The following is a 24,115-nucleotide window of genomic DNA, read 5'->3' as shown; positions in this document are numbered from 1 at the left end:
GCCGCCGCCGTCGCGTCGGTATTCCCGCCATACCCGCGGGCCGGTTCACCAGTCGAACAGGTCCTCGACGATCTCCTCGCCGACGGCGAAGCCCGCGCCCAGGGCCAGGCCCTCACCGACCGACTCCAGGAGGCCGCCGCCCGATCGGAACCCGGGCGCGGGCTGCTGCCGCAGTTCGAGGATGGCGGTCCGCACCTCGGTCAGCCAGTCCCGCGCGTCGCGGTCGACCCGTGCGGCCGGCTCCATCCGATGCGCCAGCGTTTCCAGCCGCGCGATCGCCGAGTTGTTCATGGTGTCCTCCTTCGTGGTGGTGGCCGTCGCTCCGGCACACACACGAACGATGGCCGCGGCCGCTGACAGCCCGCCGACCGCGCGCTGACAGCGGAAACCGCCGAGTGCTCGAGACTGTCAGCGGCCGGGCGGGCGGCTCAGCCCGATCATCGAGAAGTCCAAGGGCAGCGAGCAGACCCGATCCACGACGAGGCCGGCGGTCGCGGCCAGGCCGGAACCCCGCTTCCCGTAACACAATTCGAACCCGACCCCGGGCCCGCGGAATTCGCAGACATCGTGCTCGCGACCGTGACGATCCAGAACTCACATTGTTCACGACACCGTCCTAACCGAAAGGAAAGTGGCGACGCAGACGAATGCCGGGCCGATGTCACTGGGCTTGACGAGTCGAATACGGGATTGCGTCACCTCATGCGTTGCGGGCGCGCCGCGCATTCTTTACAAAAGGACAAGTCGCACAAAAGAAATGGCGCCGGCGCCACTGCGAACGCATCGGCGCCGGCGCCACGGGAGAACCGGTGAATTCGAACCTAGCCGCGCGACGACGGCAGACGCCACGCCTGGATCCGCTGCTCCGACAGCACCGCCAGGGCGCCACCGGACAGCAGCTGATTCAGCCGCGGCAGCGCCTGCTTCAGCACCGTCACCTGATCGTCGACCGTGGCGTCCGCCGAGTGCAGCAGCACCACGCTCGGCACCGACGCGCCCGCGACGAGATCGGGAACGTAGGTCCGCTCGGCGGTCACCAGGGTGCGGCCGCTCGACTTCGCCTGCTCCAGCGCCCGCCGGTTGTCGCCACCGAACAGGCCGATATCCCGCGCGTGCGCCACGTCGTAGCCCGCGGCCTCCAGCCGTTCGGCCAGCCGGGGGCTCAGGTTCTCGTCGACCAGCAGCTTGGCGCCGACCACCACCGGCGAAAGACCCTGCAACGCTTCGCCGTACGTGATGTCGAGGACGGCGCCGTCACCCAGACCGCGGAGCATGGTGTCCAGCTCGGGGTCGGCCGTCAGCGGCGCGGTGGTCATCCTGCTGCGCCTGCCGAGCGAGGCCACACCGACGGCTCCGGCACCTGCGGCTGCCAGACCCGCCTTTCTGCCCAGGTTGCCGGTGCCCGCGGCGGCGTCACCGACCACACCCGCGGCCCGGGATGCGGCGCCCCGCGCATCGACCCCGCCGCCCCGCCCATCCAATCCGCCACCCGTCATGCGCATCGTGTCGCTCTGCGCCTCCGCGATCAGACTCTTGGCATCCCCTACGGGCCTGGTCGCGCCGACCGTCGCATCCGAGCGGCCCGATCCGTTGCCGCCGCGGAACTTCCGCCACGCCCACACCAGCACGGCGAGCAGTCCGATGATCGCTGCCGCGATGGCCAGCAGCGCGATCGGCCACCACCAACCCAGGTTGTGCTTGAACTTGGTGAACCAGCCCTCGGCCCGGTCGGTGCTCGGCGCCGACATCCCCGGGAGCTTGAGGGACCCGTCGGGCATCTTCACACCGCCACTGGGGAACACGATCGAACCGTCGGGCATCTTCACGGTGCCGTCGGGCAGCTGCACCGCACCTTCGGGCAGCGTGAATACACCGTCCGGCATCCGGATCAGACCGTTCGCGTACCGGAGCGAACCGTCGGGCAGCCGAACCGCGCCCTCCGGCAAGGTGATCGAGCCGTCGGGGAGCTTGATGGAGCCGTCAGGCAGCACGACATTCCCATTCGACAGCTGAAAGCTACCGTCTGGCAAACGAATCGATCCGTCCGGGAGCCGCACCTTGCCGTCGGGCAGGTTCACCGAGCCCTCCGGCAGGTTCACCGTGCCGCCGGGGAGCTGACCGGCCACGTCAGGAACCGACAAACCGGCCAAACCCGCAGCCAAACCACGTGGTACCGTGCCGAATCCGCGCTGCGGGTTCCAGGAGATCTCCGCAGCGCCATTGTCGCCGGTGAACTTCTGGGTGACGGTGCCGTCGGCGTCGACGGTCGCGGCGGCGGCCGGGAAGCCGAGCTCGGCGGCCGGTCCGCCCAGCGTGCGGTAGGCCGCGAGCATCGGACCGCGGACCACCCACGACCGCCGGGGCGTCCAGTAGATGGCCGCGCCGTCGGGCGCGGAGAAGTCGCTGAACCGTCCGGTGTCGCCGGGCGTCATCGATTCGTCGTTGGTGGGGAAGCCGAGATCACTGCCGGGCCCGCCGAACTGCCGATAGTCGGCCAGGATGTCGCCGTAGAGGATATGCGCGCCGGTGGGCTGCGAGTAGTAGATCGCGCCGCCCGCATAATCGCGGACCGCGCCGCCCGCCACCTCGCGGACGTCACCGGACGGGTTGCCGAGCAAGGATCCGGTGCCGCCGAACTGCTCGTATTTCTGGGCGATCTCCTCGGCCCCGGGCACCTGCGCCTGCGCCGGAGTCACCAGCAGGGCCACGCCGAGGCCCGCGGAGCAGCCGAGCAGCGCCGCCCTGCGCAACCGGACCGAACTGGACAAACCTATGTTTCGCACACCGATCCCCTATGCCGTGAGAAGGAACGATCAGGCCCATGCACGAACGCAAGCGACCACAGCTCGCAAATCACCAGCTATCGTAGGCGAATACCCGGTCGGAGAGCCGACAATCCGGGCCGTCAACCCAGCAGGTCGGCGGCTTCCATCAAATGGGCGGCGATCCGGCGCGCGGCGGCCGGGGCGAATTCCACGATCTCCTCGTGGCCGACGGTGAATTCGATGATGAGCCTGCGGTCGTGGCCGCAGTTGAAGGCGCACAGCTGGATCTCCACCGAGCGCGGCTCGCCCGACACCTCCACCACCCGCTTCGGGCCGTAGTGCACCCAGCCCTCGGGATCGTCGTGGCAGCGACACCAGGCCGGACAGCGGGCCGGGGAGTCGACGGTCCGATCGCACAGCGCCGCTCCGGCACACAGCGCCCGCGCGATATCGGAGGCCTGTCCCTCGGTCATCTCGACCCACAGATGCGGGGCGAACACCAGGTCCACCCGCCGGTGCCGCAGCTCCTCACCGGTCGCCCGCAGCTGCACGAAACCCGCTGATGCCGACGTTGATACGTCATCGACGTCGAGCATCAGGCCGAAATGCGTTCCCCCGCTGTCGAGTCCCGGCCGATCGGTCTCCTCATGCGCCATACACCAACTGGGACAAGCCAATCCTGTTGTCACTGCGCCCCGCCCCCTTCCGTCCGCCACATGACCGGCGCGCATTCATGACGGTAGACAACTCGCACCGAAACCGCGTAGCAAATGCGAACCTGGCCACAAAACACACTCCGCGCTCGGAGCGCCGCATTGGGCAATCTGATACGTGTTACATCAAGTGACAATTTCCGAGCGGCTCGGGTAAATGGCTCGAAAACCCTGAATATCAACTTGAGTCCCACCTATCGGAGCATGCGCCGTGACAGTTTCGCCCACAAATTAGAACGCGTTACAGTCCCGGAGAGCATGGCTCGGCTCACTCGCTCTTCGCCCCAGGAGGAACTCCGCAGATGTCCGCCCCCGCGCCCGACCAGAGTTGGAAACTCACGGTTTCCGACCGCGACAACGACGAGCTGACCGTGCGGCTGGAACACTGGCTGGCCACCCGCGTCGACGCCGACGCCACGCCGCGGGTCACCGGCCTGGTCAAGCCCAAGGGCGGCGGGATGTCGAGCGCCACACTGCTTTTCGACGCCGAGTGGAGCGTCGCCGGGGAATCCCGCGGCGGGCGGTTCGTGGCGCGGCTCGCCCCCGAGGCGGATTCGTTCCCGCTGTTCGAAACCTACGATCTGGAAACACAGTTCGCCGTCATGTCGGGTGTGGCCGACGCGGTCGACGCACCGCTGCCCGAACTGCACTGGCTGGAAACCGATCCCGGCGTGCTCGGCTCACCGTTCTTCGTCATGGGCCGCGTCGCCGGGCGGGTCTGCGAGGACAATCCGCCCTACGTCTTCACCGGCTGGCTGTTCGACGCCACGCCCGAGGAGCGGGCGGCGATCACCCGCCACACCGTCGAGGTGATCGCGCAGGTGCACGCCATCGACGAACCTGCCCGGCGCTTCCCCATGCTGGCCGGGGACGGCTCCGCGCTGCGCAGCCACTTCCAGGCCCAGCGCGACTGGTACGAGTGGGCGCTCGCCCGCGACGGGTTCGGAATCCCCGTGCTGGAGCGCGCTTTCGACTGGCTCGAGCGCAACTGGCCGACCGAATCCGGCGCGGACGTGCTCACCTGGGGTGACGCCCGGCCCGGCAACATCATGTTCGACGGCGGCGACCCGACCGCGGTGCTGGACTGGGAGATGGCCGCCATCGGCCCTCGCGAACTCGACGTGGCGTGGCCGATCTTCATGCACCGGTTCTTCCAGGACATGGCCGTCCGCTTCGACCAGCCCGGGCTGCCGGACTTCCTGCGCCGCAGCGACGTCGAGCGGCTCTACACCGAGCGCACCGGCCACGCGCCGCAGGACATGGACTGGCATCTCCTGTACGCCGCACTGCGCCACGGCATCGTCATGGCCCGCATCTGGCGGCGCATGATCCACTTCGGCGAGACCACCGAACCCGAGGACCGCGACGACTTCGTCATGCACCGCCCGCTGCTGGAAGCCCTGCTCGACGGCACCTACACCTGGGACTGAGACCGGGCCCCCGGGGCTTGGCCGCGCCGTCATCGTGCCCTGACCGCGCCGCGGATCACCGAGTGACGGGCTGGCTGGCGGGTGTCCAGGCGAAACCGTCGGGGTCGGTGAAGGTTTCGGAGCCGCCGATGGTGAGCCGGTGCGAGCCGGTGCCGTCGGCGGGCACGCCCGCGTCTTTCGCGAGTGCGCGGCGCTTGTAGAGGGCCAGCTTGATCGGGCCCGAGCCGGTGTCGAATTCGACGTACACGGGACCGAAGCTCTTGGCCACGGGCAGGCCGTGGTCGATGTAGAAGCGCTTGGCGGCACCGATATTCGCGACGCCGAGCAGCAGGACCAGGGACTCGAAACGCTTGGTCGCGGGGCCCGAGTTCTTCTTGGCGGAGGTGGCGACCTTCCAGATCGCGCCGTCGGGGGCCTGGACCACGCCGCCGTAGCCCCACATCGATTTGACCGCGGGCTTCAGCACCGTCGCGCCCGCGGCGACGGCCGCGTCGAGGTAGGCGTCGGCGTCCGCCGGCTGGGCGACGGTCAGGGACAGGGTGTAGCCGCGGAAGCCCGTGCTGGGCTCCTGGGCGGCGCGGAACCGCAGCTCGGCGTCCAGGCCGAAGGCGGTGGCGTAGAAGTGGGCGGCCGCCTCGGGATCGGCGACATCGAGAGTGATGAATTCGATGGAGGTCATGTCCACGACGCTACGGTCGCGGGCCTGACCAGTGCTTCTCGATTCCTGATCAGTCCGCGACCGCGCGGTGGGCTCCGTCACTCTCGGCTAGGTCACCGTCACCCCCGGCTAGGTCACCGAGTCCAGCGAGGAGAAGACGACCACGTTCGACAGGTAGCTCTTGGCGTTCTTGTCGAAGTCGCCGCCGCAGGTGACGACCTGCAGGGTCGCGCCGCCACGAGGGCCGAACACGGTCTGGTCGGGGAATTCCGACTTCAGGTACATCCGCACATCGGTGACCTTGAAGTGCGCGACCTTGCCGTCGGCGCGGGTCACGTCGATCATGTCGTCCTTCTTGACCTTCTTCAGGGCGAAGAACACACCCGGGCCCTTGTAGGAGTCGACATGGCCGAGGATGACCGACGAGCCCTGCTCACCGGGGGCAGGACCCTGCTGGTACCAGGCGGCCTGCTGATAGTCGGCGGGCACCTGGACCGAGCCATCGGCATTGAGGCCCACCGAGATCAGCGATCCGGCCGCATTGATCGAGGGAATCGCGAACGACACCGGGGTGGACCGGGTGATCGACGCGGCCGTCTTCACCGCGACCGTGGTCGGCACCCGCGAGGTCGACGGCGCGTCCGAACCGCCGGAGGAAACGCAGCCCGAGACCAGGGCCGCGGTGGCCGCCAGCACCGCGGCCACGGCGGCCAACGGTCTGCGGCGGACCGGCGTCGTGCTCATCATGTTTCGGCGTCCGGTCATCATCGGGCGCCCGCCATGCCGCCCGCACCGGTCTCCGGCGCGCCCTTCGGAATCTTGTAGCCGCCGGCCGGGACCGCGTCGGTCGCCGCGATGCCGCCGGGGATGCCGGTGCTCGCGCCGATCGGAATCGTCATGCCGTTCACCACATCCGCGCCCGCGGCCGCGCCGCCGGACACGGTCAGGTCGACGCCGCCCAGGCCGCCGCCCTGCGCCTCGCCACCGATATTGGTGTTGCCGCCGACCTGCACGCCGCCGTTGGCATTGCCACCGGCCTGGACACCGCCGCCGATCTGCACACCGCCGTTGGCATTGCCACCGGTCTGCACGCCCCCGCCGATCTGCACGCCACCATTGGCATTACCACCGGTCTGCACGCCCCCGCCGATGTCCAGGCCGCCGTTGGCATTACCACCGGTCTGCACACCGCCACCGATATCCAGGCCACCGTTGGCATTACCACCGGTCTGCACACCGCCACCGATATCGATGCCGCCACCGGCGTTTCCGCCCGTCTGGACGCCACCGCCGACATCCACGCCGCCGCCCGCGTTTCCACCGGCTTGCGTATTGCCGCCGACCTGCACGCCACCATTGGCATTGCCACCGGCCTGCGTATTACCGCCGACCTGCACGCCACCATTGGCATTGCCACCGGCCTGCGTATTGCCACCGACCTGCACGCCACCATTGGCATTCCCGCCGGCCTGCGTATTACCGCCCGCCTGGACGCCACCATTGGCATTGCCACCGGCCTGCGTATTACCACCGGCCTGCACACCGCCGCCGGCGTTTCCGCCTACGTGGGCGCCGGTGTTCACGTCGACGCCGAGCCCGCCCGGGCCGACGTTGACATCGACGCCGAGGCCGAGGCCCGGGGCGGGCGCGGTGGTGGTGGGGTCAGCGGTGGCTGACGGCGCGCAGAGAGCTACGGCCGCGGCGATGACCACGGCAACCGGGAATGTCCTTGCCGACATTGATGTATTCGCTTCCAGACGTCGTTATTCGATTGCCTTGCCGTCGAATAACGCGGGCCGGGCGTTACCGACTGGTCGGCCTGGAAGCTGAGAACTAGCGACAATTAGGGGGTCCGGAGACCGGACGACGGCGCAACCCCCTAACGGACATTCAGCGCAAACCGGTGAAATCCCCTAATACCCTGTGAAATTGATCCGAATCACACCCGGTCGACCGCGGCCTGCCGCGTCGCGCCGGTACCGATAGCTGCGAGGTGCTCCGAGCCGTGGATCACATCGGTGAAGGCACGGGCGACGGTGTCGCCCTCCAGCTCCTGCTCACAGCGCCGCGCCAGCTCGTGCCGGTCGGTGTCCGGGACCAGCTGCGGCCGCAGGGTGATCTCGGCGACCACGCCCTTGGACCGCAGCACCCGCCGGAACGAGTCCGCCAGCGAGTCCACCCCGACGAAGCCGGGGACCGTGGACAGTTCGCCCGCGGCGTTCACATACCGCAGCCGCAGCGGCTGCACCGGCGCCCCGGAATCGACGGCCGCCTGGAACAGCGCGGGCCGCAGTGTGCCGTGCGCGCGACCGCACCAGGTGGTGCCCTCGGGGAAGAAGCAGACGCGGTCACCGGCGGAGAGCCGGGCCGCCGTGGTCTCGATGACCGACGGCAGTTGGCGCAGCCGCTCCCGATCGATCGGGATGACCCGCACCTTCTTGGCCACGTCACCGAGCGCGGGCCACTCCACCAGATCCGCGCGGGCCACGAAGCCCATGGGCTCCACAGCGGTCAGCGCGAGGATGTCGGTCCAGCCGATGTGGCGGGCCACCACCAGGACACCGCCGTCACGACGGTCCCCCGCGGCGCGTTCGTCGGCGATCCGGACCCGAATTCCGCAGCAGGCCAGCAGGGCTCGCGCATAGCGGCGCTGCAGACCTGTGCGGCGGCGACGCGGCGTGGCGACATGCGCGATCGGGAAACTCAGCAGCACCCCCGCGATGCCGAGCACGCGGGCCGCGACCCGCAGCGCACCCGCCTCAGCGGGAGAGTCGACACACGAAGCGCCACACGGGCTGTGGGGCATCCAGGAGTGGGCGGTGGGCTCGGCGGGCGGGCACGAGAGCGCACCGGCCTCCGGGGAGAGCAGAGCGGGCATCATGGGATATCACCGGGCATCCAGGCTGTTGGCCGCGCCCTGCAGGCGCTCCAGGTAGCGGGTGTTGATGGTCTCGAGGCCGAGCAGCGCGACGAAGTCGGCGACCGCGAACTCCGGGTCGTGGGCGGGCTCGCCGCAGATCTCCGCGCCCAGGCGTAGGTAACCGCTCAGCAGCGGCGGCAGCTTCGGACGGGCCGGGGCCGCCAGCTCGTCCAGGCCGCGGCCGTCCACCACGACCGGGTTGTACGGGCGCACATGGCGTTCCGCGTCCAGCGCGTGCTTGCGCAGCAGCAGATCGCGCACGCCGCGCACATTCACACCGGGCTCGTCCTCGGGCGTCATCCGCATGGGGACCGAGACGCAGCCCATCACCCAGTCGTAGCCGGTGAGCTGGATGTAGTGCAGGATGCCCGCCCACATCAGGGTCAGCACCGAGCCGTTGCGGTGGTCGGGAACCACGCAGGCGCGGCCCATCTCGACGATCCGGTGACCGACGGGATCCATTGCGGCCAAATCGAATTCGGTGGCGGTGTAGTAGCCGCCGGCGGCGGTCACCTTGTCCGGGGGCAGCATGCGGTAGCAGCCGACGAACTGATCGGTGAGCTCGTCGCGCACCAGCAGGTGGTCGCAGTGGTCGTCGAAACGGTCGGCGTCCAGGCCGGTTCCGTTGTCGGGGATGGTGAATCCCGGCTCATTGGCGAACACCTGGTAGCGCAGGCGCTGCGCGGCCTCACGATGCTCGGCATCGGAGGAGACGACCAGGGAGTACTGGGACCGTCCGGTGGTGCGGGGCGGTTCCGGGGCGGGCTTCGACGCGGCTGCCAGCAGGCTGGAATTCGACGCTGCCATGGTGGTCATAGCCTTGATCAAGCCAGTCCCAGACTGCGTCGGAGCGTCCGCCGGATTACCTGTCGATGCCAGTCCGGTGAACGCGACGCAGACCGCACCGGGAGTTCATCGAAGCGCCTCTGAACGTTCCCTACCAGGACAAACGCTCGTATCCCTGATGGGTACCGGCGGGTAGGAAACCCGTTGCCGCGGGCCCGGAATCGGGCGGCGAGCACTCGGCAACGCGGAAGATGCCAGCCTACGCCACCGTCGGTGAAGCTTGCATCCCGGGGGTCCAGTTCCGGAACGGCCGCGGGTCAGTTCCGGAAGAGGAGGGCGGCGTCGCCGAATTCGTGCCACAGATAACCGGAATCGAGCGCGGCGCGGTACGCCTCGCGGATCACCTCCCCGCCCGCCACCGCTTCCAGCAGATGCAGATGCGAGGCGCCCGGGGCATGCCACCCGGTGATCAGCCCGTCCACCACCCGCGCCGGCCGGTCGGCGCTCAGCACCAGGTCGGTCCACCCGGCCATCGGCCGGACCCGGCCGTCGACGGTGGCGGCGGATTCGAGCGCCCGTGTCACCGTGGTCCCGACCGCCACCACCCGCCCACCCGCCGTGCGCGTGGCGTCGACCAGCCGCGCGGTCATCTCCGGCACCTCGAACCGCTCCGGACTGGGCGGCTCCCCGGCCTCCGGCGACGACACGCCCGTATGCAGGGTGATCGGGGCCAGGCCGACGCCGCCCGCGATCAGACCCGTCACCAGGGCCTCCGTGAAAGGCCGACCGGCGCTGGGCATTTCGGCGCTGCCCGGGATCATCCCGAACACGGTCCGGTAGTAGGACGCCGACCAGCGCTCGGCCACATAGGAATAGGTGATCGGCCGGCCATACCGGGCGATCACCGTCCGGACGTCGATATCGATGCCGCCGGGTACCGCGGCCACCTCGGCGATCCACAGTCGATCCCCATCCGGCAGCCACGGACCACGCATCGTGGCGACCTGACCGCCCTGAAGAGCAATGCGCGCACCGGATTTCAGAGCCGCCCCGCGCCACGGGACGCCCGCCGGGTCGCGCAGCTCCACCACCCAGCCGCCGTCGTCCAGCCACGTCGAGAAGTGCAGGACCGCCGACGCACCCGCGTACTCGGCGTCCACGGCCGCGGTGATCATGGCGGAGTTGTTGAACACCACCAGATCCCCCGGCCGCAGGAAGGACGGCAGCTCCCGGAACCGCGCGTGGGTGAGCGACGGGCCGTCGGACACCAGCAGGCGCACCTCGTCGCGGGCCAGGCCACGCGCCTCGGGAGGAGCGGCGGCGGACAATGCGTCCGGCAGGACGAAATCGACGGCGGCGGATTCGAGGGCCACACCGCCACCGGACTTCCCGCGGCTGGGCGGCCCCGCGGCGACGCCCCGGCGGGACCACGGCGAGCCGACCTGCTGCCGCGAAACCGCCGACGTCTCGGCGGCCGCCTGCGGTCCGTCCACCGCGTTCGCGCTGATCGTCATGGCGCGACTCGCATGTCGGTGGCGAGGTAGCGGCCGCTCGGGGGACGGGTTTCCAGGAGGTGCAGCAGGGCTGGGACGACGGTTTCCGGTTCGGGGCGGTCGGAGATGTCCTCGCCGGGGAAGGCCGCCTGGTGCATCTCGGTGCGCATGTCGCCGGGGTCGAAGCTGTAGATGCGCAGGGTGGGGTTCTCGGCGGCGAGGACATTGGTGAGTTGATCCAGCGCCGCCTTGGACGCGCCGTAGCCGCCCCAGCCCTCGTAGCCGCCCACGGCCGCGTCGGAGCTGATATCCACCACGGTGCCGCCCGCGATGCGTAGGGCGGGCATGGTGAGTTGCAGGATCGCCAGGGGTGCGATCACATTCGTGTCGAGGACGGTCGCCAGCTCGTCGAGGGGGTACCGGTCCAGCCTCGGCAGCGGGCTGGGGCCCAGCGTGCCGGCGTTGTTGAGGACCAGGTCCAGTCGCCGCGATCCGACGGCTGCCGCGACGCGGTCCCGGACCTCGGGGTCGGCGACATCCCCCGCGATGGCGTGCGCGCCGGTCGCGGCCCGCACCCGCTCGAGTCGATCCGCGCCGCGCGCGACGATGATCAGCTCCCAATTCCGCTCGGCGAGCGCGAGCGCGACCGCCCGGCCGAAGCCCGCCGACGCCCCGGTGACCAGGGCCCTTCTCGTGTTCTCAGGCATACCGCCATCGTGAAACCTGAAGCGCTGTTCAGGTCAATGACTTTTCGCCCGCAGCGAAGAACCGGGGACACGGCGCATCGCTCCGACCCGTGCGGGCCGGAGCGATGGGCGGTGTCCTCGACGCGTCGGTCAGGCGTTCTCCCGCGCGAAACTGCGCGAGGCGACGAGGATCAGCAGCAGCGACACCGCCACCGTGACCGCGGTCCCCAGGTACACCTCGTGCGCCCCGAAATCGCCGCGGAACAGCGCTCGCGCCGCGTCCACGGTGTGCGAGAACGGATTCACCCTCGCCAGGTTCTGCAACCAGGTCGGCCCCACCGTCATCGGCAGCAGGATGCCCGACAGCAGCATGACCGGCACCGACACCGAATTCAGCAGTGAGGCCAGGGTGTCCTCCGAACGCGCCCACAGGCCCAGCGCGTACGAGGCGGACGCCAGGCCCGCGCCCATGACCGCGATCAACGCCAGCGACAGCACCAGACCGAGCGGGTTCGGTCGCAGTCCGAAAGCCAGGGCGGCCACGCCGACCAGCACCAGGGCCTGCGCCACCAGCACCACCATGTCCTTGAGCACCCGGCCCAGCAGCAGCGCGCCCCGCGAGGCGGGGGTGACCCGCTGGCGTTCGACCACGCCCGCGCGCAGCTCGCCCACGATGCCGAAGCCGACGAACAACGCACCGAACAAACCGATCTGGATGACCAGGGCCGGGGTCAGGATCTTCCACGGGTCCGCGCCCGGGCCCAGCGCGGGCGCGATGCCCTTCACCAGCGGCCCGAACAGCACCAGGTAGATGATCGGCTGCATCAGGCCGATGATCACCCACACCGGATTGCGCAGGTTGGCCCGCAGCTGGGACCAGAAGATCAGCCCCGTGTCGCGCAGGAATGTCATGACCGGTCTCCTTCCCGGAGCGAACGCCCGGTGAGCGTGAGGAATACGTCGTCGAGGCTGGGGCGCTTGACCGTGAGCGAACCCGGCGTGATGCCGCGATCGCCGAGGGCGCGCAGCAGCGGAACCACCGCGGCGTCACCGTGTTCCACGGTCAGGTGCACGAGACTCTTTCCGGCGTGGCCGTTCTCGTGGCCCTCGGTACGCAGCCGGGAGCGCAGGTCGAGCACCTCCTGCGCGATGTACATGGCCAGATCGGCACTGCCGGAATCGATTTCGAGGCTGATCACGTCACCGGAGATGCGGCGCTTGAGCTCGTCGGGCGTGCCCTCGGCGACGATGGTGCCGTGATCCATCACCAGGATGCGGTCGCACAGCGCGTCCGCCTCCTCCAGGTAGTGGGTGGTCAGCACGACCGTGGTGCCCTCGTCGCGCAGCCGCCGGATGTGATCCCACAGGTTGGCGCGGCTCTGCGGATCCAGGCCCGTGGTGGGTTCGTCGAGGTAGATGAGGGTGGGCTGATGCACCAGGCCCAGGGCGATGTCGACCCGGCGGCGCTGACCGCCGGAGAGCTGCCCGCACTTGCGCCGCTCCAGGCCGTCGAACTCCAGCGCCTTGGCCAGGTCGGCCGTATTGCGCTCGGCCTCGGCCTTGGAAAGACCGAAAAGCCTGGCCTGCAGGATCAATTCGTCCTCGACCAGCTCGGTCTCACCGGTCGATCCGCCCTGCGGCACGTACCCGATCCGGGAGCGCACGGTGCGCGCCTCGGCGCGCAGGTCCGCGCCCACCACGGTGGCCTCGCCCGCGGTGGGGGCGAGCAGGGTCGAGATCATGCGCAGGGTGGTGGTCTTGCCCGCGCCGTTGGGGCCGAGCAGACCGATGATCTCCCCGTAGCGCACGTCGAAGTCGATACCGGAGACCGCTTGCACGTCACCGGTTTTGGTCGCGAAGGTCCGGGCCAGCCCACGGACCCGGATCACCGGGTCGGTGGGTTCACCGCGAACGGGTGCTGTCGTATCCACACCACAACCGTAGAAACGACTTTTCAAATAGTCAAGCTTGACTATTAAAACTTGACTAGCGCCGCGGGCGGCTACTTCACCGGCGGCGGCACCGGAGCCCCACCCATGGATCCCGACCAGACATCCAGCTCACCGCTCTCGATCCGCCGCAACGTCCGCCGCGACCACTCCAGATCGGCCCGGACATGCGCCGCCGCCAGATTCATCGCATCCGCCACGTGATGCGGCTCCGCCTCCCGCGGATCCCCGCTGCCCGCCAGAATCCGCGCCTCCTCCCGCTCCAGGAACACCAGCCGCGCCTCGAACTGGAGGATCCGGCTGCGCAACGCGGCCATCACGTCCTCCTTCGGCGCGTGCGGAAACAGCGCCACCGTCGCGAAATACGGATGCTTGAACCCCTCCGCCACGAAGAGCGACTCCCGCATCAACTCCCCGAATTCCTTCTCCCCCTCCGCGGTCAGCCGATACGTCCGCCGCTCCGGCCGCGCACCCTCCTGCCCCACGTCCTCCACCGAGATGTACCCATCCCGCTCCAGAGTGTTCAACGCGCCGTACACCGAACCGGGCTTCACATTGGCCCAGTCGTCGGCATGCCAGGACAGCAATTCGCGGCGGACGTCGTAGCCGTGCACGGGTTGCAGCAGACGCACCACCGCCAGCACCAGCAATCGGGTTGTAGGAACAGCCATATTCGCAGGTTAACCCTCCCCACATGACAAACGAGCCGCCCGGTGGATCACCGGGCGGCTCGTTTCTCGATCCAGCGGTCAGGCGGCGACGCGCTCCCGATCGGGAGCCGGTGCCGCCGAACCCTTTTCGACCTCACCGAAGCCGGGACGGCCGCTGCCGATGAACGCCACCAGCCACGACAGCACCGCGGCGAAGCGGTTACGGAAGCCGACCAGGTAGAACAGGTGCACCGCCAGCCAGGTCACCCAGGCCACGAAACCGGTGAACTTCACCTTGTCGTTCAGCTTGGTGACGGCGTTGAAGCGGTTGATCACCGCCATCGAACCCTTGTCCCAGTACGTGAACGGGGTGGCGGCGGCCTTCTTGCCGCGGATGATGTCGGCGACGTGGCGGCCCTCCTGCATGGCCACCGGCGACTGGCCGGGGTAGCCGTTGAGGAAGGTCATGTCACCGATCGCGAAGATGTCGGCGTGACCGCCCACCGTGCAGTCCGGGTTGATGAGAAGGCGTCCGGCGCGGTCGGTTTCGCAACCGGTCGCCTCCGCCAGCACCTGGGCGAAGCCTCCCGCCTGCACGCCCGCCGACCACACCACGGTCTCGGCCGCGATGCCGCGCTCCACACCGTCCTTGCTCTTGACGGTGACCTTGCCGTCCTCGATATCGGTCACGAACGTGTCGACCAGCACCTCGACGCCGCTCTGCTCCAGCGACCGCTTCGAATATTCCGACAGCCGGCCGCCGAAGGGCGGCAGCACCACGCCCGCACCCTCCACGAGAGTGACCGTGTCCTCCAGGTGGAAGTACCTTTTCGCGAGTTCCTTCAGCTGGCCGGCAACCTCGACACCGGTCGCGCCCGCGCCCACCACCACGAAGCTGAGCAGCCGGCGGCGAGTCTCCGGGTCCGCGGTCTTGGCCTGCTCGAAGACGCGCTCGATCTGCGCGCGCAGATCGCGGGCGTCGTCGATGGTCTTGAGCGAGAACGTCTTGTCGGCGAAATCGTCACGGCCGAAATAGGACTGGCTGGCGCCGGTCGCCGCGATCAGCTTGCCGTAGCGGATCCGGCGCGGGCCCTCGGGCGTCTCATAGGTGAGGATCGCGTTCGGGGCGTCGATGGCGGTGACCTTGCCCAGGCGGGTCTCACCGTGCTTGTGCTTGCGCAGAATGTTGGCGATGGGCGGCGCGATCTCATCGGAAGCCAGCACACCCGTCGCAACCTGATAGAGGAGTGGCTGGAAGAGGTGTTCGGGGGTACCCGAGATGAGGACGTAGCGCACGCCCGACTTGTTCAGCTGTTTGGCGGCGGCGAGACCACCGAAGCCCGATCCGACGATGACGACATCGGCGGTTTCGATATCCGCCTCCACGTTGTACATGACTGCTCCCTTCTCTCATGACTAACCGTGATTCGGAACGCGGTTGTTCCAGGGGTCAGGGCGCATAATCAAGATGACTCTTATCTACGTTGATCATGAATTGGAGAATGCGGTGGAGCTGCGCCAACTCGCCTACTTCGTGGCGGTCTGCGAGGAGCTGAGCTTCAGCCGGGCCGCGAGCCGCTGCTTCATCTCGCAGTCGGCCATCAGCCACCAGATCGCCCGACTGGAACGCGACCTTGGCGTGAACCTCTTCGAACGCTCGACAAGATCGGTCGTACCCACCGACGCGACCACTCGGCTACTTCCCCTTGCGAAACAAATGTTGAGCCTGGAATCCGCCATTCGCGCAGCTGTGAGGGCCTCCGGGCCGCGGATTCGCCTGGCGGCAAATATGAGCTTCGCAACTAGATCGCTGTCTGCCATCGCCGGTGCGCGTGAGGCACACCCGGGTGCGGAGATCGAGTTCGTCATCAAGCCGTTCCGGCAGCGCATCCAAGCGGTCGCCGACGGGGACTGTGATCTGGCTCTCATCCGCGGCAGCGTCGATCAGCCCGGACTGACCGTCGAACAGCTCTGGGTCGAGGATCCGGTCATCGCCACCTCCACCGCCCACCCCCTCGCCATGCGCGGCGGCGACGTCACCCTCGCGGAATTGGGCGACTACCCCCTGCTGCTCCCGCCCGAGTCCGAGCAGGTGCTCCTCCACAACGTGGTCCGCGCCGCCTTCGCCGATCTCCCCACCGGCCCGGTCTTCGGCCCGCCCATCCCGCCCGACCACACCGCCACCATGGAACTCATCAACCGCCCCGACGCCTGGACCATCCTCTACGCCGACAGCCAGACCGAGGGCATCGCCACCCTCCGCCTCACCGGCCACCCGTTGCGCATCCCGGTCTCCGCCGTCACCCGCACCGAAGGCCGCCCCTCCCCCATCGTCACCACCCTGCTGGCGGCCTTGCACTGCTCCTGATCGGTCCGCAGCGTTTCAGGCCAGCGCCGCCGCGACCGCGAGGTGCAGGCGCAGGTCCTCGGGCTCCTCGTCCTCGATGGCCCACACGATCTCCTCCATCGACCGCATGAACGCCCACGCGTGCGCGCGATCGGCGCGCACCTGGAGCGCAGCGGCGGTCCGCTCGACTACGGCCCGCGCATGTTCGGTAGCGGGATCGGCCTGCACCTGAATCATCACCAGGAACCCGGCATCGAAGGCCGCCTCGCCGAGATACGCCTTCGGATCGATGAGCAGCCACGGCTCCCGCTCCGCCGCAACGATATTGCCCAGATGAGTATCGCGATTGACCACCAGGAGCGGCCCGTCCGGCACCGCCAGTTCGCGGCATCGCGCTGCGGCCCGATCCAGTAGCCAGGCCGGAATCACTTCGGCGACACCGGCTTCCGGCTCCAGGAACATCCCCTCCCACTCCCGCACCATCCCCGCCGCCGTCGGCAACTCCGGAAACCCTTCCGGCACCTCACCGGGCTCCCGACGCAGCCGCCGATACAACCGGCACGCCTGCTCCACCTTCCCGATGTTCTCGCCCCGCCCCTCCAGACTCGGAAACCCCGGCTGATACAGCAGTTCCGTCCCCGGCCGCGCCCACTCCAGCAGCATCGCCCCACTCCCCGAATCGAACTCGAACAACCGCACCGCCCCGTCACCGCCATAGCAGTACAGCCCGGTCGGCTCCCCACAGTTCTCCTCGTCGACCACCGGCACCTTCAGCACCGCGACCGACCCGCCGCCCCGCCGCACCGGCGCGACCCACGAATGCGTCCCACCCCCGAAACTCTCTCCGACAACCTCCAACCCCCATGCGCCGCACAACCGCTCCACCACCCCGGGAAGCTCCGCCAGCCACCGCGGCCCACGCTCCCCGAAAGCCCCCGCGATGTTCTCGGCCACATCGGGCGGAAGTGAGATCTGCATCGCCCCAGCCTGCCGCAGCCCCGCCCCCACCCGGCAACCGACCTACGCGGTCAGTGCGGCCACTTCGCTCTACCCGTTGCGAGTCGGGTCGAACTTGATCGGGGTACGGGTTGGTGAGCAGGCATCAGACTCCAGCCGTGCTCTGCGCGCCCTGTGTCACGCCGCTGCCCGATCCCGGCCGCATCGGTTTCAGGCTTCGGGCATCGGGGTTTCGTGCACGGTTCGCCACTGGTAGGTGCGGCCGTCGGTGATCAGCGCTGCTGTCACCGTACGGCCGGTTCGCGCCTCGGCCAGGCGGTTCTCCGCGACGAAGCGCAGCACCAGGAGGTTTCCGCTGCGCGCCAGTTCCCGCACCTCGGAGATCTCGATCCGCAATCCCGGCTGGAGGTTGCGGGCCGACCACAGTCCGGCCAGCAGGGTGTCGCGGTCGACGGTCTGGCCGGTGGTGACGACGGAGGTGAATTGTTCGTCGAGTTGGGCGGAGATGCGGTCGAAGATCTTCGGGGGCGCGTCCGAGCCCAGCCACTCTGCGAGGTCGACGTGGAAGGCCGTGACGATGCCGATCAGGTCGACATCGCCTGCCGCATCGGTCTTCTCAGGGGCGACCGGCTCGGCCTGCCGACGCCGAGGATCGAATCGCCCGAGCACCGTGCCATATTACGACGGCATGCCCGGCCCGACGTCGCTCCAGCAGTGACCGTTGGTCAGGATGCACCAGATTCCGGCGAGCCCGGCGGCGCTCTGCGTCGCGCTCCCCGTCGAGTCGGTGCCCGCGGTGTCGGTCGCCACCGGGGTTCCCGAGACATCGATCAGCGGCAGCGGGGCGGCCGACGCCGGGCCGATTCCGGCGAGCAGCGCGCCCGCGGCGAGGCCGGCGAGGATGAGAGTGCGCATGGTGCACAACCTTTCGAGGAGCCATGGGCCCGAGCCATCGCCGAGCCGCGCTCACAAGATAAGTGAACACGTTTCAGAATTGGCCGGAATCCGGCGCACCCCCGCGCCCTCAATTCCTGTGGCCCCCGAAACCGGGGCCAGGCTACCCCGAAACGAAAAAGATTGTCCCCCGGCCGATTCCGGCCGGGGGACAGTCACAGTGCTCTCACCAGAAGGTGGATCAGCCCTTGTGAGCCTTGACCGCCTCGGTCAGCTGCGGGGCGACGTTGAACAGGTCGCCGACGATGCCGTAGTCCGAGATCTCGAAGATCGGGGCCTCTTCGTCCTTGTTGACGGCCACGATGGTCTTCGAGGTCTGCATGCCGGCGCGGTGCTGGATGGCGCCGGAGATGCCCAGCGCCACGTACAGCTGCGGGGAGACCGTCTTACCGGTCTGACCGACCTGGAACTGGCCCGGGTAGTAGCCGGAGTCGACGGCGGCGCGGGAAGCGCCGACGGCGGCACCGAGGGCGTCGGCCAGCGGCTCGACGACCTTGCCGAAGTTGTCGGCCGAACCGACGCCACGGCCACCGGACACCACGATCGCGGCCTCGGTGAGCTCGGGGCGGTCGCCGCCCACGTTCGGCTCACGCGAGATCACCTTGGTGACGCCCTCTTCCTGCGCGGGCAGCTCGACGACGACCTTCTCGCCGGCAGCAGCCTGCGGGGCGGCCTCGATGGCGCCCGGACGGACCGAGATCACCGGCACGTCGCCGGTGGCCTTGGCGTCCACGGTGAACGCGCCACCGAAGATGGAGTGCTGCGCCGAGCCGTCACCGTTCACGGCGATGACGTCGATCAGCAGACCGGAGCCGATGCGGGCGGCCAGGCGACCCGACACCTCCTTGCCGTCGGCGGTGGCGGCGACCAGGATCGCGGCCGGGGAGGCGGACTCGGACAGGCCGGCCAGCACGTCGACCTTGGGGGTGACGAGGAAGCCCTCGGCGTCATCGCCCTCGGCGACGTAGATCTTCTCGGCGCCGGCCGCGGCCAGCGCGTCGCCCAGCTTGTCGGCGGTGCCGGGGGCACCGACGACGACGGCGGCCGGGGTGCCCAGGCTGCGGGCGGCGGTGAGGAGTTCGGTGGTGACCTTCTTGGGCGCACCTTCAGCGTGCTCCACGAGCACGAGTACTTCTGCCATTGTTTCTTTCTCCTGAAGTTCGTTCGCTCGGGGGGCGGTCTTAGATGATCTTCTGACCAACGAGGTAGGTGGCGATCTGGTTGCCGCCCTCGCCCTCGTCGACGATCTTCGCGCCCGCCGTGCGCGCCGGCTTCGGGGTCACACCGGTCACCTGGGTGCCGGCGTTCGCAACGCCCACGGTCTCCGGGTCGACGCCCAGATCCGCCAGGGTGAAGGTCTGAACTTCCTTCTTCTTGGCGGCCATGATGCCCTTGAAGGACGGGAAGCGCGGCTCGTTGATCTTCTCGGTGACCGAGACGATGGCCGGGAGGGTGGCCTCCAGCTTGAAGACGCCCTCGTCGGTCTCGCGCTCGCCGGCGATGCGCTCGCCGTCGACGGTCAGCTTGCGAAGGTGGGTCAGCTGCGGCAGGCCCAGGTACTCGGCGATGATCGCCGGCACGGCGCCCGCGCGACCGTCGGTGGCCTCGTTGCCCGCGATGACCAACTCGATGCCCTCGATCTGGCCCAGAGCGGCGGCCAGGATGTAGGACGTCTGCACGGCGTCGGAGCCGTGGATCGCCGGGTCGTTGATGTGGATGGCCTTGTCCGCGCCCATCGAGAGGGCCTTGCGGATGGCCTCGGTGGCCCGATCGGGGCCGGCGGCCAGCACGGTGACCTCGCCGCCCTGCGCCTCCTTGATCAACAGCGCCTCCTCGACGGCGCGCTCGTTGATCTCATCGAGGATGGCGTCGGCGGCCTCGCGGTCGAGGGTGTAGTCACCGCTGGTCAGCTTGCGCTCGGACCAGGTGTCGGGAACCTGCTTGATCAGTACGACGATGTTCGGCATTGGTCTTCGTCGACCTCCTGTTCTGGTGGCACTGGGTGTGGCGGTCGCACGAGTTTTGCCGTACGTCCACAAGTAGCTCGTTCGGGAGATTACCCTACGTTAAGTTACTCGTGGGTAACTTAGCGTGTGACTTTCTACATCGGTCGATCCGGTCGCGGGTGTGATATGCGCAACCGCTAACGTCGGAGCAATGAGCGAGGCCGTGAGACCTGTTGAAAACCACACCGATCCCTTGCCGCTGACCGGCGAGCGGACGGTGCCCGGCATCGCCGAGGAGAACTACTGGTTCCGGCGCCACGAGATCGCCTACGTGCGCATGCTCGACCGCTGCGCGGGCAAGGTCGTGCTCGAGGCGGGCAGTGGCGAAGGTTACGGGGCCAATATGATCGCCGGCGTCGCCGCGCGTGTCACCGGCCTCGACTACGACGACAGCGCGGTCGCGCACGTGCGCGCCAAGTACCCGCGCGTCGAAATGGTGCAGGGCAACCTGGCCGCGCTGCCGCTGGACGACGCCTCGGTCGACATCGTGGTCAATTTCCAGGTCATCGAACACCTGTGGGACCAGGCGCAGTTCCTGCGCGAATGTCTGCGGGTGCTGCGGCCCGGCGGCCAACTGCTGATCTCCACCCCGAACCGGATCACCTTCTCCCCCGGGCGCGACACGCCGCTCAACCCCTTCCACACGCGTGAGCTGAATGCCGCCGAGATGACCGAACTGCTCGTCGAGGCCGGTTTCACCGTCGACCTGATGGCGGGGATCTTCCACGGGCCCGAACTCGCTGCGCTGGACGAGAAGTGGGGCGGGTCGATCATCGACGCGCAGATCGAGCGGGCGCTGGCGGGCGAGCCGTGGCCCGCCGACCTGGCCGCCGACGTGGCCGCGGTGACCATCGACGACTTCGCACTGCTGGCCGACTCCGAGCGCGACATCGACGCCAGCCTCGACCTGCTGGCCGTCGCGGTGAAGCCGTGACGGACGCGAATTCCCCGGTGCCGGGCCAGTTCACGCTGGTCCTGCACTCGCACCTGCCGTGGCTGGCCCATCACGGGCGCTGGCCGGTCGGCGAGGAATGGCTCTACCAGTCCTGGGCCGCGTCCTACCTGCCCGTCGCTAAGGTGCTCAGAACCCTTGCCGCCGAGGGCCGTTCGCATCTGATCAGCCTGGGCATCACGCCGGTGCTGGCCGCGCAGCTGGACGACCCGCACTGCCTCGAGGGCATGCACCACTGGCTGGGCAACTGGCGGCTGCGCGCCGACGAGGCCTCCATGGCGGGCAATGTCGCGCTCGGGCGGCACGAACACCGGCTCGCCGCAGCCGCTCTCGACGATTTCGAGACCCGCTGGATGCACGGCGCCTCCCCGGTGTGGCGCGAGCTCATCGACGCCGAGGCCATCGAATTGCTGGGCGGGCCGCTGTCGCATCCGTTCCAGCCGCTGCTGGATCCGCGGCTGCGCGAGTTCGAACTCGTCGAGGGCCTGGCGGACGCGCGGGCGCGCTGGGGGCACACGCCGTCGGGCATCTGGGCGCCCGAGTGCGGGTTCACGCCCGGCATGGAGCAGACCTACGACAAGGTCGGCATCTCGCACTTCATGGTGGACGGTCCCGCCCTGCGCGGCGACACCACGCTCGGCCGGCCGGTGTGGGATTCGGATGTGGTGGCCTTCGGCCGCGATCTCGCGGTGAGCTATCGCGTCTGGTCGCCGAAATCCGGGTACCCGGGGCAGCCCTACTACCGTGATTTCCATCACTATGACCACGCCACCGGACTGAAGCCCGCGCGTGTCACCGGCAAGACCGTGTCGGGCCCTGACAAGGCTCCTTACGATCCCGAACTCGCCTCGGCGGCCATCGGCAAGGACGTCGCGGACTTCGTGGCGACCGTGCGCGAACGGCTGATCTCGGAGTCGGAACGCATCGGCCGGCCCGCCCTCGTGGTGGCCGCCTTCGACACCGAATTGTTCGGCCACTGGTGGCACGAGGGACCGCAGTGGCTCGAGCAGGTGCTGCGCGCGCTGCCCGAGGCCGGGGTCACCGTCGGCACCCTCGCGGACGCGCGGGCCCGCGGCTACGTGGGCGAACGCGTCGAATTGGCCGATTCCTCCTGGGGTTCGGGCAAGGACTGGCGGGTGTGGGCCGGGGACCAGGTGTCCGATCTGGTCCAGCTCAACGCCGAGGTGGTGCGGCTCGCGCTGGACACCCTCGACAAGATGCGGGTGGACGCCGGAACGGTCGAGAACACCCGATACGGGTTGCGCGACACGGTTGCCGACCAGCTGCTGCGGGAGGCGATCCTGGCCGTCTCCAGCGACTGGGCGTTCATGGTGTCGAAGGATTCGGCGGCCGGGTACGCGCGTGATCGAGCCCATGAACACTCGCACGCCGTGCGCGAGATCGCGGCCGCGGTGACGGCCGGGCAACTCGCCAAAGCGGGTCAGTTGGCGGCAGGATGGTACGCGGCCGACGGACTCTTCCCCGCGCTCGATGCGCGCAGGCTCGGCCCCGCTTCAGAAGGACCCGCATGAAGATCTTGATGGTGTCGTGGGAGTACCCACCCGTCGTAGTCGGTGGGCTGGGCCGCCACGTCCATCACCTGGCCGTCGAGCTGGCCGCCGCCGGGCACGAAGTCGTCGTGCTGGCGCGCCGGCCGATGGGCACCGACGCCACCACCCACCCGACGCACTCCTTCATCGAGGAGGGCGTGCTGGTGGTGGCGGTCGCCGAGGATCCGCCGGTGTTCGACTTCGGCGAGGACATGCTGGCCTGGACCCTGGCCATGGGTCACGCCATGGTGCGGGCCGGGATCGCGCTGAACAAGCCGGGCATCGGCGAGGGCTGGACCCCCGACGTGGTGCATGCCCACGACTGGCTGGTCGCGCACCCGGCGATCACGCTGGCCGAGTACTACGACGTGCCGCTGGTCTCGACCATCCACGCCACCGAGGCGGGCCGCCACAGCGGCTGGGTCTCGGGCCGGGTGAACCGGCAGGTGCACTCGGTGGAGTGGTGGCTGGCCCACGAATCCGACGCGCTCATCACCTGTTCGGAGTCCATGAAGGACGAGGTGCACCGGCTCTACGGCGCCGAGAAGGTGCCGATGACGGTGATCCGCAATGGAATCGATGTGGGCGCGTGGACCTTCCGCGAACGCGCCCCCCGCTCCGGGCCGCCGCGACTGCTGTACGTGGGCCGTCTCGAATACGAGAAGGGCATCCAGGACGCCATCGCCGCGCTGCCGCGCATCCGCAAGGCGCATCCGGGCACCACGCTCACCGTGGCCGGTATCGGCACCCAGTTCGACTGGCTGCGGGAGCGCGCCCGCGCCCACCGCGTCGCGCGCGCGGTGAGTTTCGTCGGCAAGCTCGACCACACCGATCTGCTGGGCTGGCTGCACAGCGCCGACGCCATCGTGCTGCCCAGCCGCTACGAGCCCTTCGGCATCGTGGCCCTCGAGGCGGCCGCCGCGGGCACCCCGCTGATCACCTCCACCGCGGGCGGGCTCGGCGACCTGGTCACCGACGGGGTCACCGGCGCCTCGTTCGAACCGGCCGACGTGAACGGCGTTGCGGAAGCGGTCATCTCGGTGCTCGACGACGCGGCCGCCGCGCAGGAGCGCGCCTGGGCCGCCCGCGAGCGCCTCACCGCCGACTTCGCCTGGGATGTGGTGGCGCAGGAGACCGCGCTGGTCTATCAGGGCGCCAAGCGCCGGGTTCGTAACCCGGTCGGCCGCCCGGTCATCTCGGAACGTCCACTGCCGGAACGGGATCCGAACCAGCCGTACTGAGCGGTGCCGCTCGGTTTTTCCCTCGGAGACGTCTGCACCTCGAATTGGAACGAGTTCT

General features: G+C 69.0%; 24 protein-coding genes. 5 read left to right on the top strand and 19 right to left on the bottom strand.

The window, feature by feature from the left end; genetic code table 11:
• Nucleotides 1-45: 45 nt before the first annotated feature.
• The 3 genes from ACQPYY_RS09120 to ACQPYY_RS09110 all read right to left on the bottom strand — a co-directional run bounded on the left by ACQPYY_RS09120 (nt 46) and on the right by ACQPYY_RS09110 (nt 3,421).
• Complete coding sequence (locus ACQPYY_RS09120; protein WP_433593414.1) at nt 46-291, bottom strand: hypothetical protein; 246 nt, start codon at nt 289-291, stop codon at nt 46-48.
• 530 nt (nt 292-821) lie between these two features.
• Nucleotides 822-2,783 (bottom strand): DUF5615 family PIN-like protein, encoded by a 1,962-nt coding sequence (locus tag ACQPYY_RS09115; RefSeq protein WP_433593413.1) that lies wholly within the window; start codon nt 2,781-2,783, stop codon nt 822-824.
• A 122-nt stretch (nt 2,784-2,905) separates the two neighbouring features.
• On the bottom strand, nt 2,906-3,421 hold the full coding sequence (locus tag ACQPYY_RS09110) for a DUF6907 domain-containing protein (protein ID WP_379101566.1): 516 nt from the start codon (nt 3,419-3,421) through the stop codon (nt 2,906-2,908).
• Nucleotides 3,422-3,780: 359 nt separating this feature from the next.
• Between ACQPYY_RS09110 and ACQPYY_RS09105 the strand changes: the two genes are divergently transcribed.
• A complete protein-coding gene (locus ACQPYY_RS09105; protein WP_433593412.1) occupies nt 3,781-4,908 on the top strand; it encodes a phosphotransferase family protein in 1,128 nt (375 codons plus the stop codon).
• A gap of 55 nt (nt 4,909-4,963) precedes the next feature.
• On the opposite strand, the gene ACQPYY_RS09100 is transcribed toward ACQPYY_RS09105, so the two are convergent.
• The 11 genes from ACQPYY_RS09100 to ACQPYY_RS09050 form a co-directional block, all read right to left on the bottom strand.
• Nucleotides 4,964-5,587 (bottom strand): VOC family protein, encoded by a 624-nt coding sequence (locus tag ACQPYY_RS09100; RefSeq protein ID WP_433593411.1) that lies wholly within the window; start codon nt 5,585-5,587, stop codon nt 4,964-4,966.
• Between the two features lie 108 nt (nt 5,588-5,695).
• Entirely contained in the window at nt 5,696-6,331 is a 636-nt protein-coding gene (locus ACQPYY_RS09095) for a class F sortase (RefSeq protein ID WP_433593410.1), read from the bottom strand.
• Entirely contained in the window at nt 6,331-7,305 is a 975-nt protein-coding gene (locus tag ACQPYY_RS09090) for a hypothetical protein (protein WP_433593409.1), read from the bottom strand. The genes ACQPYY_RS09095 and ACQPYY_RS09090 overlap by 1 nt, the downstream gene beginning before the upstream one ends.
• 200 nt (nt 7,306-7,505) lie before the next feature.
• The gene (locus ACQPYY_RS09085; RefSeq protein ID WP_433593408.1) at nt 7,506-8,447 is read right to left on the bottom strand and encodes a lysophospholipid acyltransferase family protein; all 942 of its coding nucleotides are present in this window, start codon (nt 8,445-8,447) and stop codon (nt 7,506-7,508) included.
• Nucleotides 8,448-8,453: 6 nt separating this feature from the next.
• Complete coding sequence (locus ACQPYY_RS09080; protein ID WP_433593407.1) at nt 8,454-9,302, bottom strand: GNAT family N-acetyltransferase; 849 nt, start codon at nt 9,300-9,302, stop codon at nt 8,454-8,456.
• Nucleotides 9,303-9,589: 287 nt separating this feature from the next.
• Nucleotides 9,590-10,786 (bottom strand): S-adenosylmethionine:tRNA ribosyltransferase-isomerase, encoded by a 1,197-nt coding sequence (locus ACQPYY_RS09075; RefSeq protein ID WP_433593406.1) that lies wholly within the window; start codon nt 10,784-10,786, stop codon nt 9,590-9,592.
• The gene (locus tag ACQPYY_RS09070) at nt 10,783-11,472 is read right to left on the bottom strand and encodes an SDR family NAD(P)-dependent oxidoreductase (RefSeq protein ID WP_433593405.1); all 690 of its coding nucleotides are present in this window, start codon (nt 11,470-11,472) and stop codon (nt 10,783-10,785) included. Before ACQPYY_RS09070 ends, ACQPYY_RS09075 begins: the two co-directional genes overlap by 4 nt.
• Before the next feature lie 129 nt (nt 11,473-11,601).
• The gene (locus tag ACQPYY_RS09065; protein ID WP_433593404.1) at nt 11,602-12,363 is read right to left on the bottom strand and encodes an ABC transporter permease; all 762 of its coding nucleotides are present in this window, start codon (nt 12,361-12,363) and stop codon (nt 11,602-11,604) included.
• On the bottom strand, nt 12,360-13,382 hold the full coding sequence (locus ACQPYY_RS09060; RefSeq protein WP_433593403.1) for an ATP-binding cassette domain-containing protein: 1,023 nt from the start codon (nt 13,380-13,382) through the stop codon (nt 12,360-12,362). The genes ACQPYY_RS09065 and ACQPYY_RS09060 overlap by 4 nt, the downstream gene beginning before the upstream one ends.
• A gap of 71 nt (nt 13,383-13,453) precedes the next feature.
• On the bottom strand, nt 13,454-14,071 hold the full coding sequence (locus ACQPYY_RS09055; RefSeq protein ID WP_379101547.1) for a PadR family transcriptional regulator: 618 nt from the start codon (nt 14,069-14,071) through the stop codon (nt 13,454-13,456).
• Between the two features lie 78 nt (nt 14,072-14,149).
• The gene (locus tag ACQPYY_RS09050; RefSeq protein WP_433593402.1) at nt 14,150-15,445 is read right to left on the bottom strand and encodes an NAD(P)/FAD-dependent oxidoreductase; all 1,296 of its coding nucleotides are present in this window, start codon (nt 15,443-15,445) and stop codon (nt 14,150-14,152) included.
• A gap of 112 nt (nt 15,446-15,557) precedes the next feature.
• Between ACQPYY_RS09050 and ACQPYY_RS09045 the strand changes: the two genes are divergently transcribed.
• Nucleotides 15,558-16,418 carry a LysR family transcriptional regulator gene (locus ACQPYY_RS09045; RefSeq protein WP_357096221.1) on the top strand — a complete coding sequence of 287 codons (861 nt, stop codon included), beginning with the start codon at nt 15,558-15,560 and terminating at the stop codon, nt 16,416-16,418.
• A 15-nt stretch (nt 16,419-16,433) separates the two neighbouring features.
• Here the strand turns inward: ACQPYY_RS09045 and ACQPYY_RS09040 are convergent, their stop codons facing one another.
• The 5 genes from ACQPYY_RS09040 to ACQPYY_RS09020 form a co-directional block, all read right to left on the bottom strand.
• Entirely contained in the window at nt 16,434-17,375 is a 942-nt protein-coding gene (locus tag ACQPYY_RS09040; RefSeq protein ID WP_433593401.1) for an aminoglycoside phosphotransferase family protein, read from the bottom strand.
• 189 nt (nt 17,376-17,564) lie between these two features.
• Nucleotides 17,565-18,023: a hypothetical protein gene (locus ACQPYY_RS09035; RefSeq protein WP_433593400.1), complete on the bottom strand. Its 459-nt coding sequence runs from the start codon at nt 18,021-18,023 to the stop codon at nt 17,565-17,567.
• 9 nt (nt 18,024-18,032) lie between these two features.
• The gene (locus tag ACQPYY_RS09030) at nt 18,033-18,269 is read right to left on the bottom strand and encodes a hypothetical protein (RefSeq protein WP_433593399.1); all 237 of its coding nucleotides are present in this window, start codon (nt 18,267-18,269) and stop codon (nt 18,033-18,035) included.
• Nucleotides 18,270-18,489: 220 nt separating this feature from the next.
• Complete coding sequence (locus ACQPYY_RS09025; RefSeq protein ID WP_433593398.1) at nt 18,490-19,449, bottom strand: electron transfer flavoprotein subunit alpha/FixB family protein; 960 nt, start codon at nt 19,447-19,449, stop codon at nt 18,490-18,492.
• 40 nt (nt 19,450-19,489) lie between these two features.
• On the bottom strand, nt 19,490-20,275 hold the full coding sequence (locus ACQPYY_RS09020; protein WP_357096241.1) for an electron transfer flavoprotein subunit beta/FixA family protein: 786 nt from the start codon (nt 20,273-20,275) through the stop codon (nt 19,490-19,492).
• 190 nt (nt 20,276-20,465) lie between these two features.
• On the opposite strand from ACQPYY_RS09020, the gene ACQPYY_RS09015 reads away from it, so the two are divergent.
• Genes ACQPYY_RS09015 through ACQPYY_RS09005 form a run of 3 tightly spaced genes read left to right on the top strand, consistent with a single transcriptional unit; the run spans nt 20,466 to nt 24,057 of the window.
• A complete protein-coding gene (locus ACQPYY_RS09015) occupies nt 20,466-21,248 on the top strand; it encodes a class I SAM-dependent methyltransferase (RefSeq protein ID WP_433593397.1) in 783 nt (260 codons plus the stop codon).
• Nucleotides 21,245-22,798, top strand: coding sequence for a glycoside hydrolase family 57 protein (locus ACQPYY_RS09010; RefSeq protein WP_357279412.1), 1,554 nt, complete (start codon nt 21,245-21,247; stop codon nt 22,796-22,798). Before ACQPYY_RS09015 ends, ACQPYY_RS09010 begins: the two co-directional genes overlap by 4 nt.
• The gene (locus tag ACQPYY_RS09005) at nt 22,795-24,057 is read left to right on the top strand and encodes a glycosyltransferase family 4 protein (protein WP_357096249.1); all 1,263 of its coding nucleotides are present in this window, start codon (nt 22,795-22,797) and stop codon (nt 24,055-24,057) included. Before ACQPYY_RS09010 ends, ACQPYY_RS09005 begins: the two co-directional genes overlap by 4 nt.
• Nucleotides 24,058-24,115: the final 58 nt, after the last annotated feature.

The sequence above is a fragment of the Nocardia sp. CA-145437 genome (genome assembly GCF_050956485.1).
Lineage (GTDB): Bacteria > Actinomycetota > Actinomycetes > Mycobacteriales > Mycobacteriaceae > Nocardia.
Note: the sequence above shows the minus strand (reverse complement) of the source record. Positions and strands in the feature narration are given on the sequence as shown.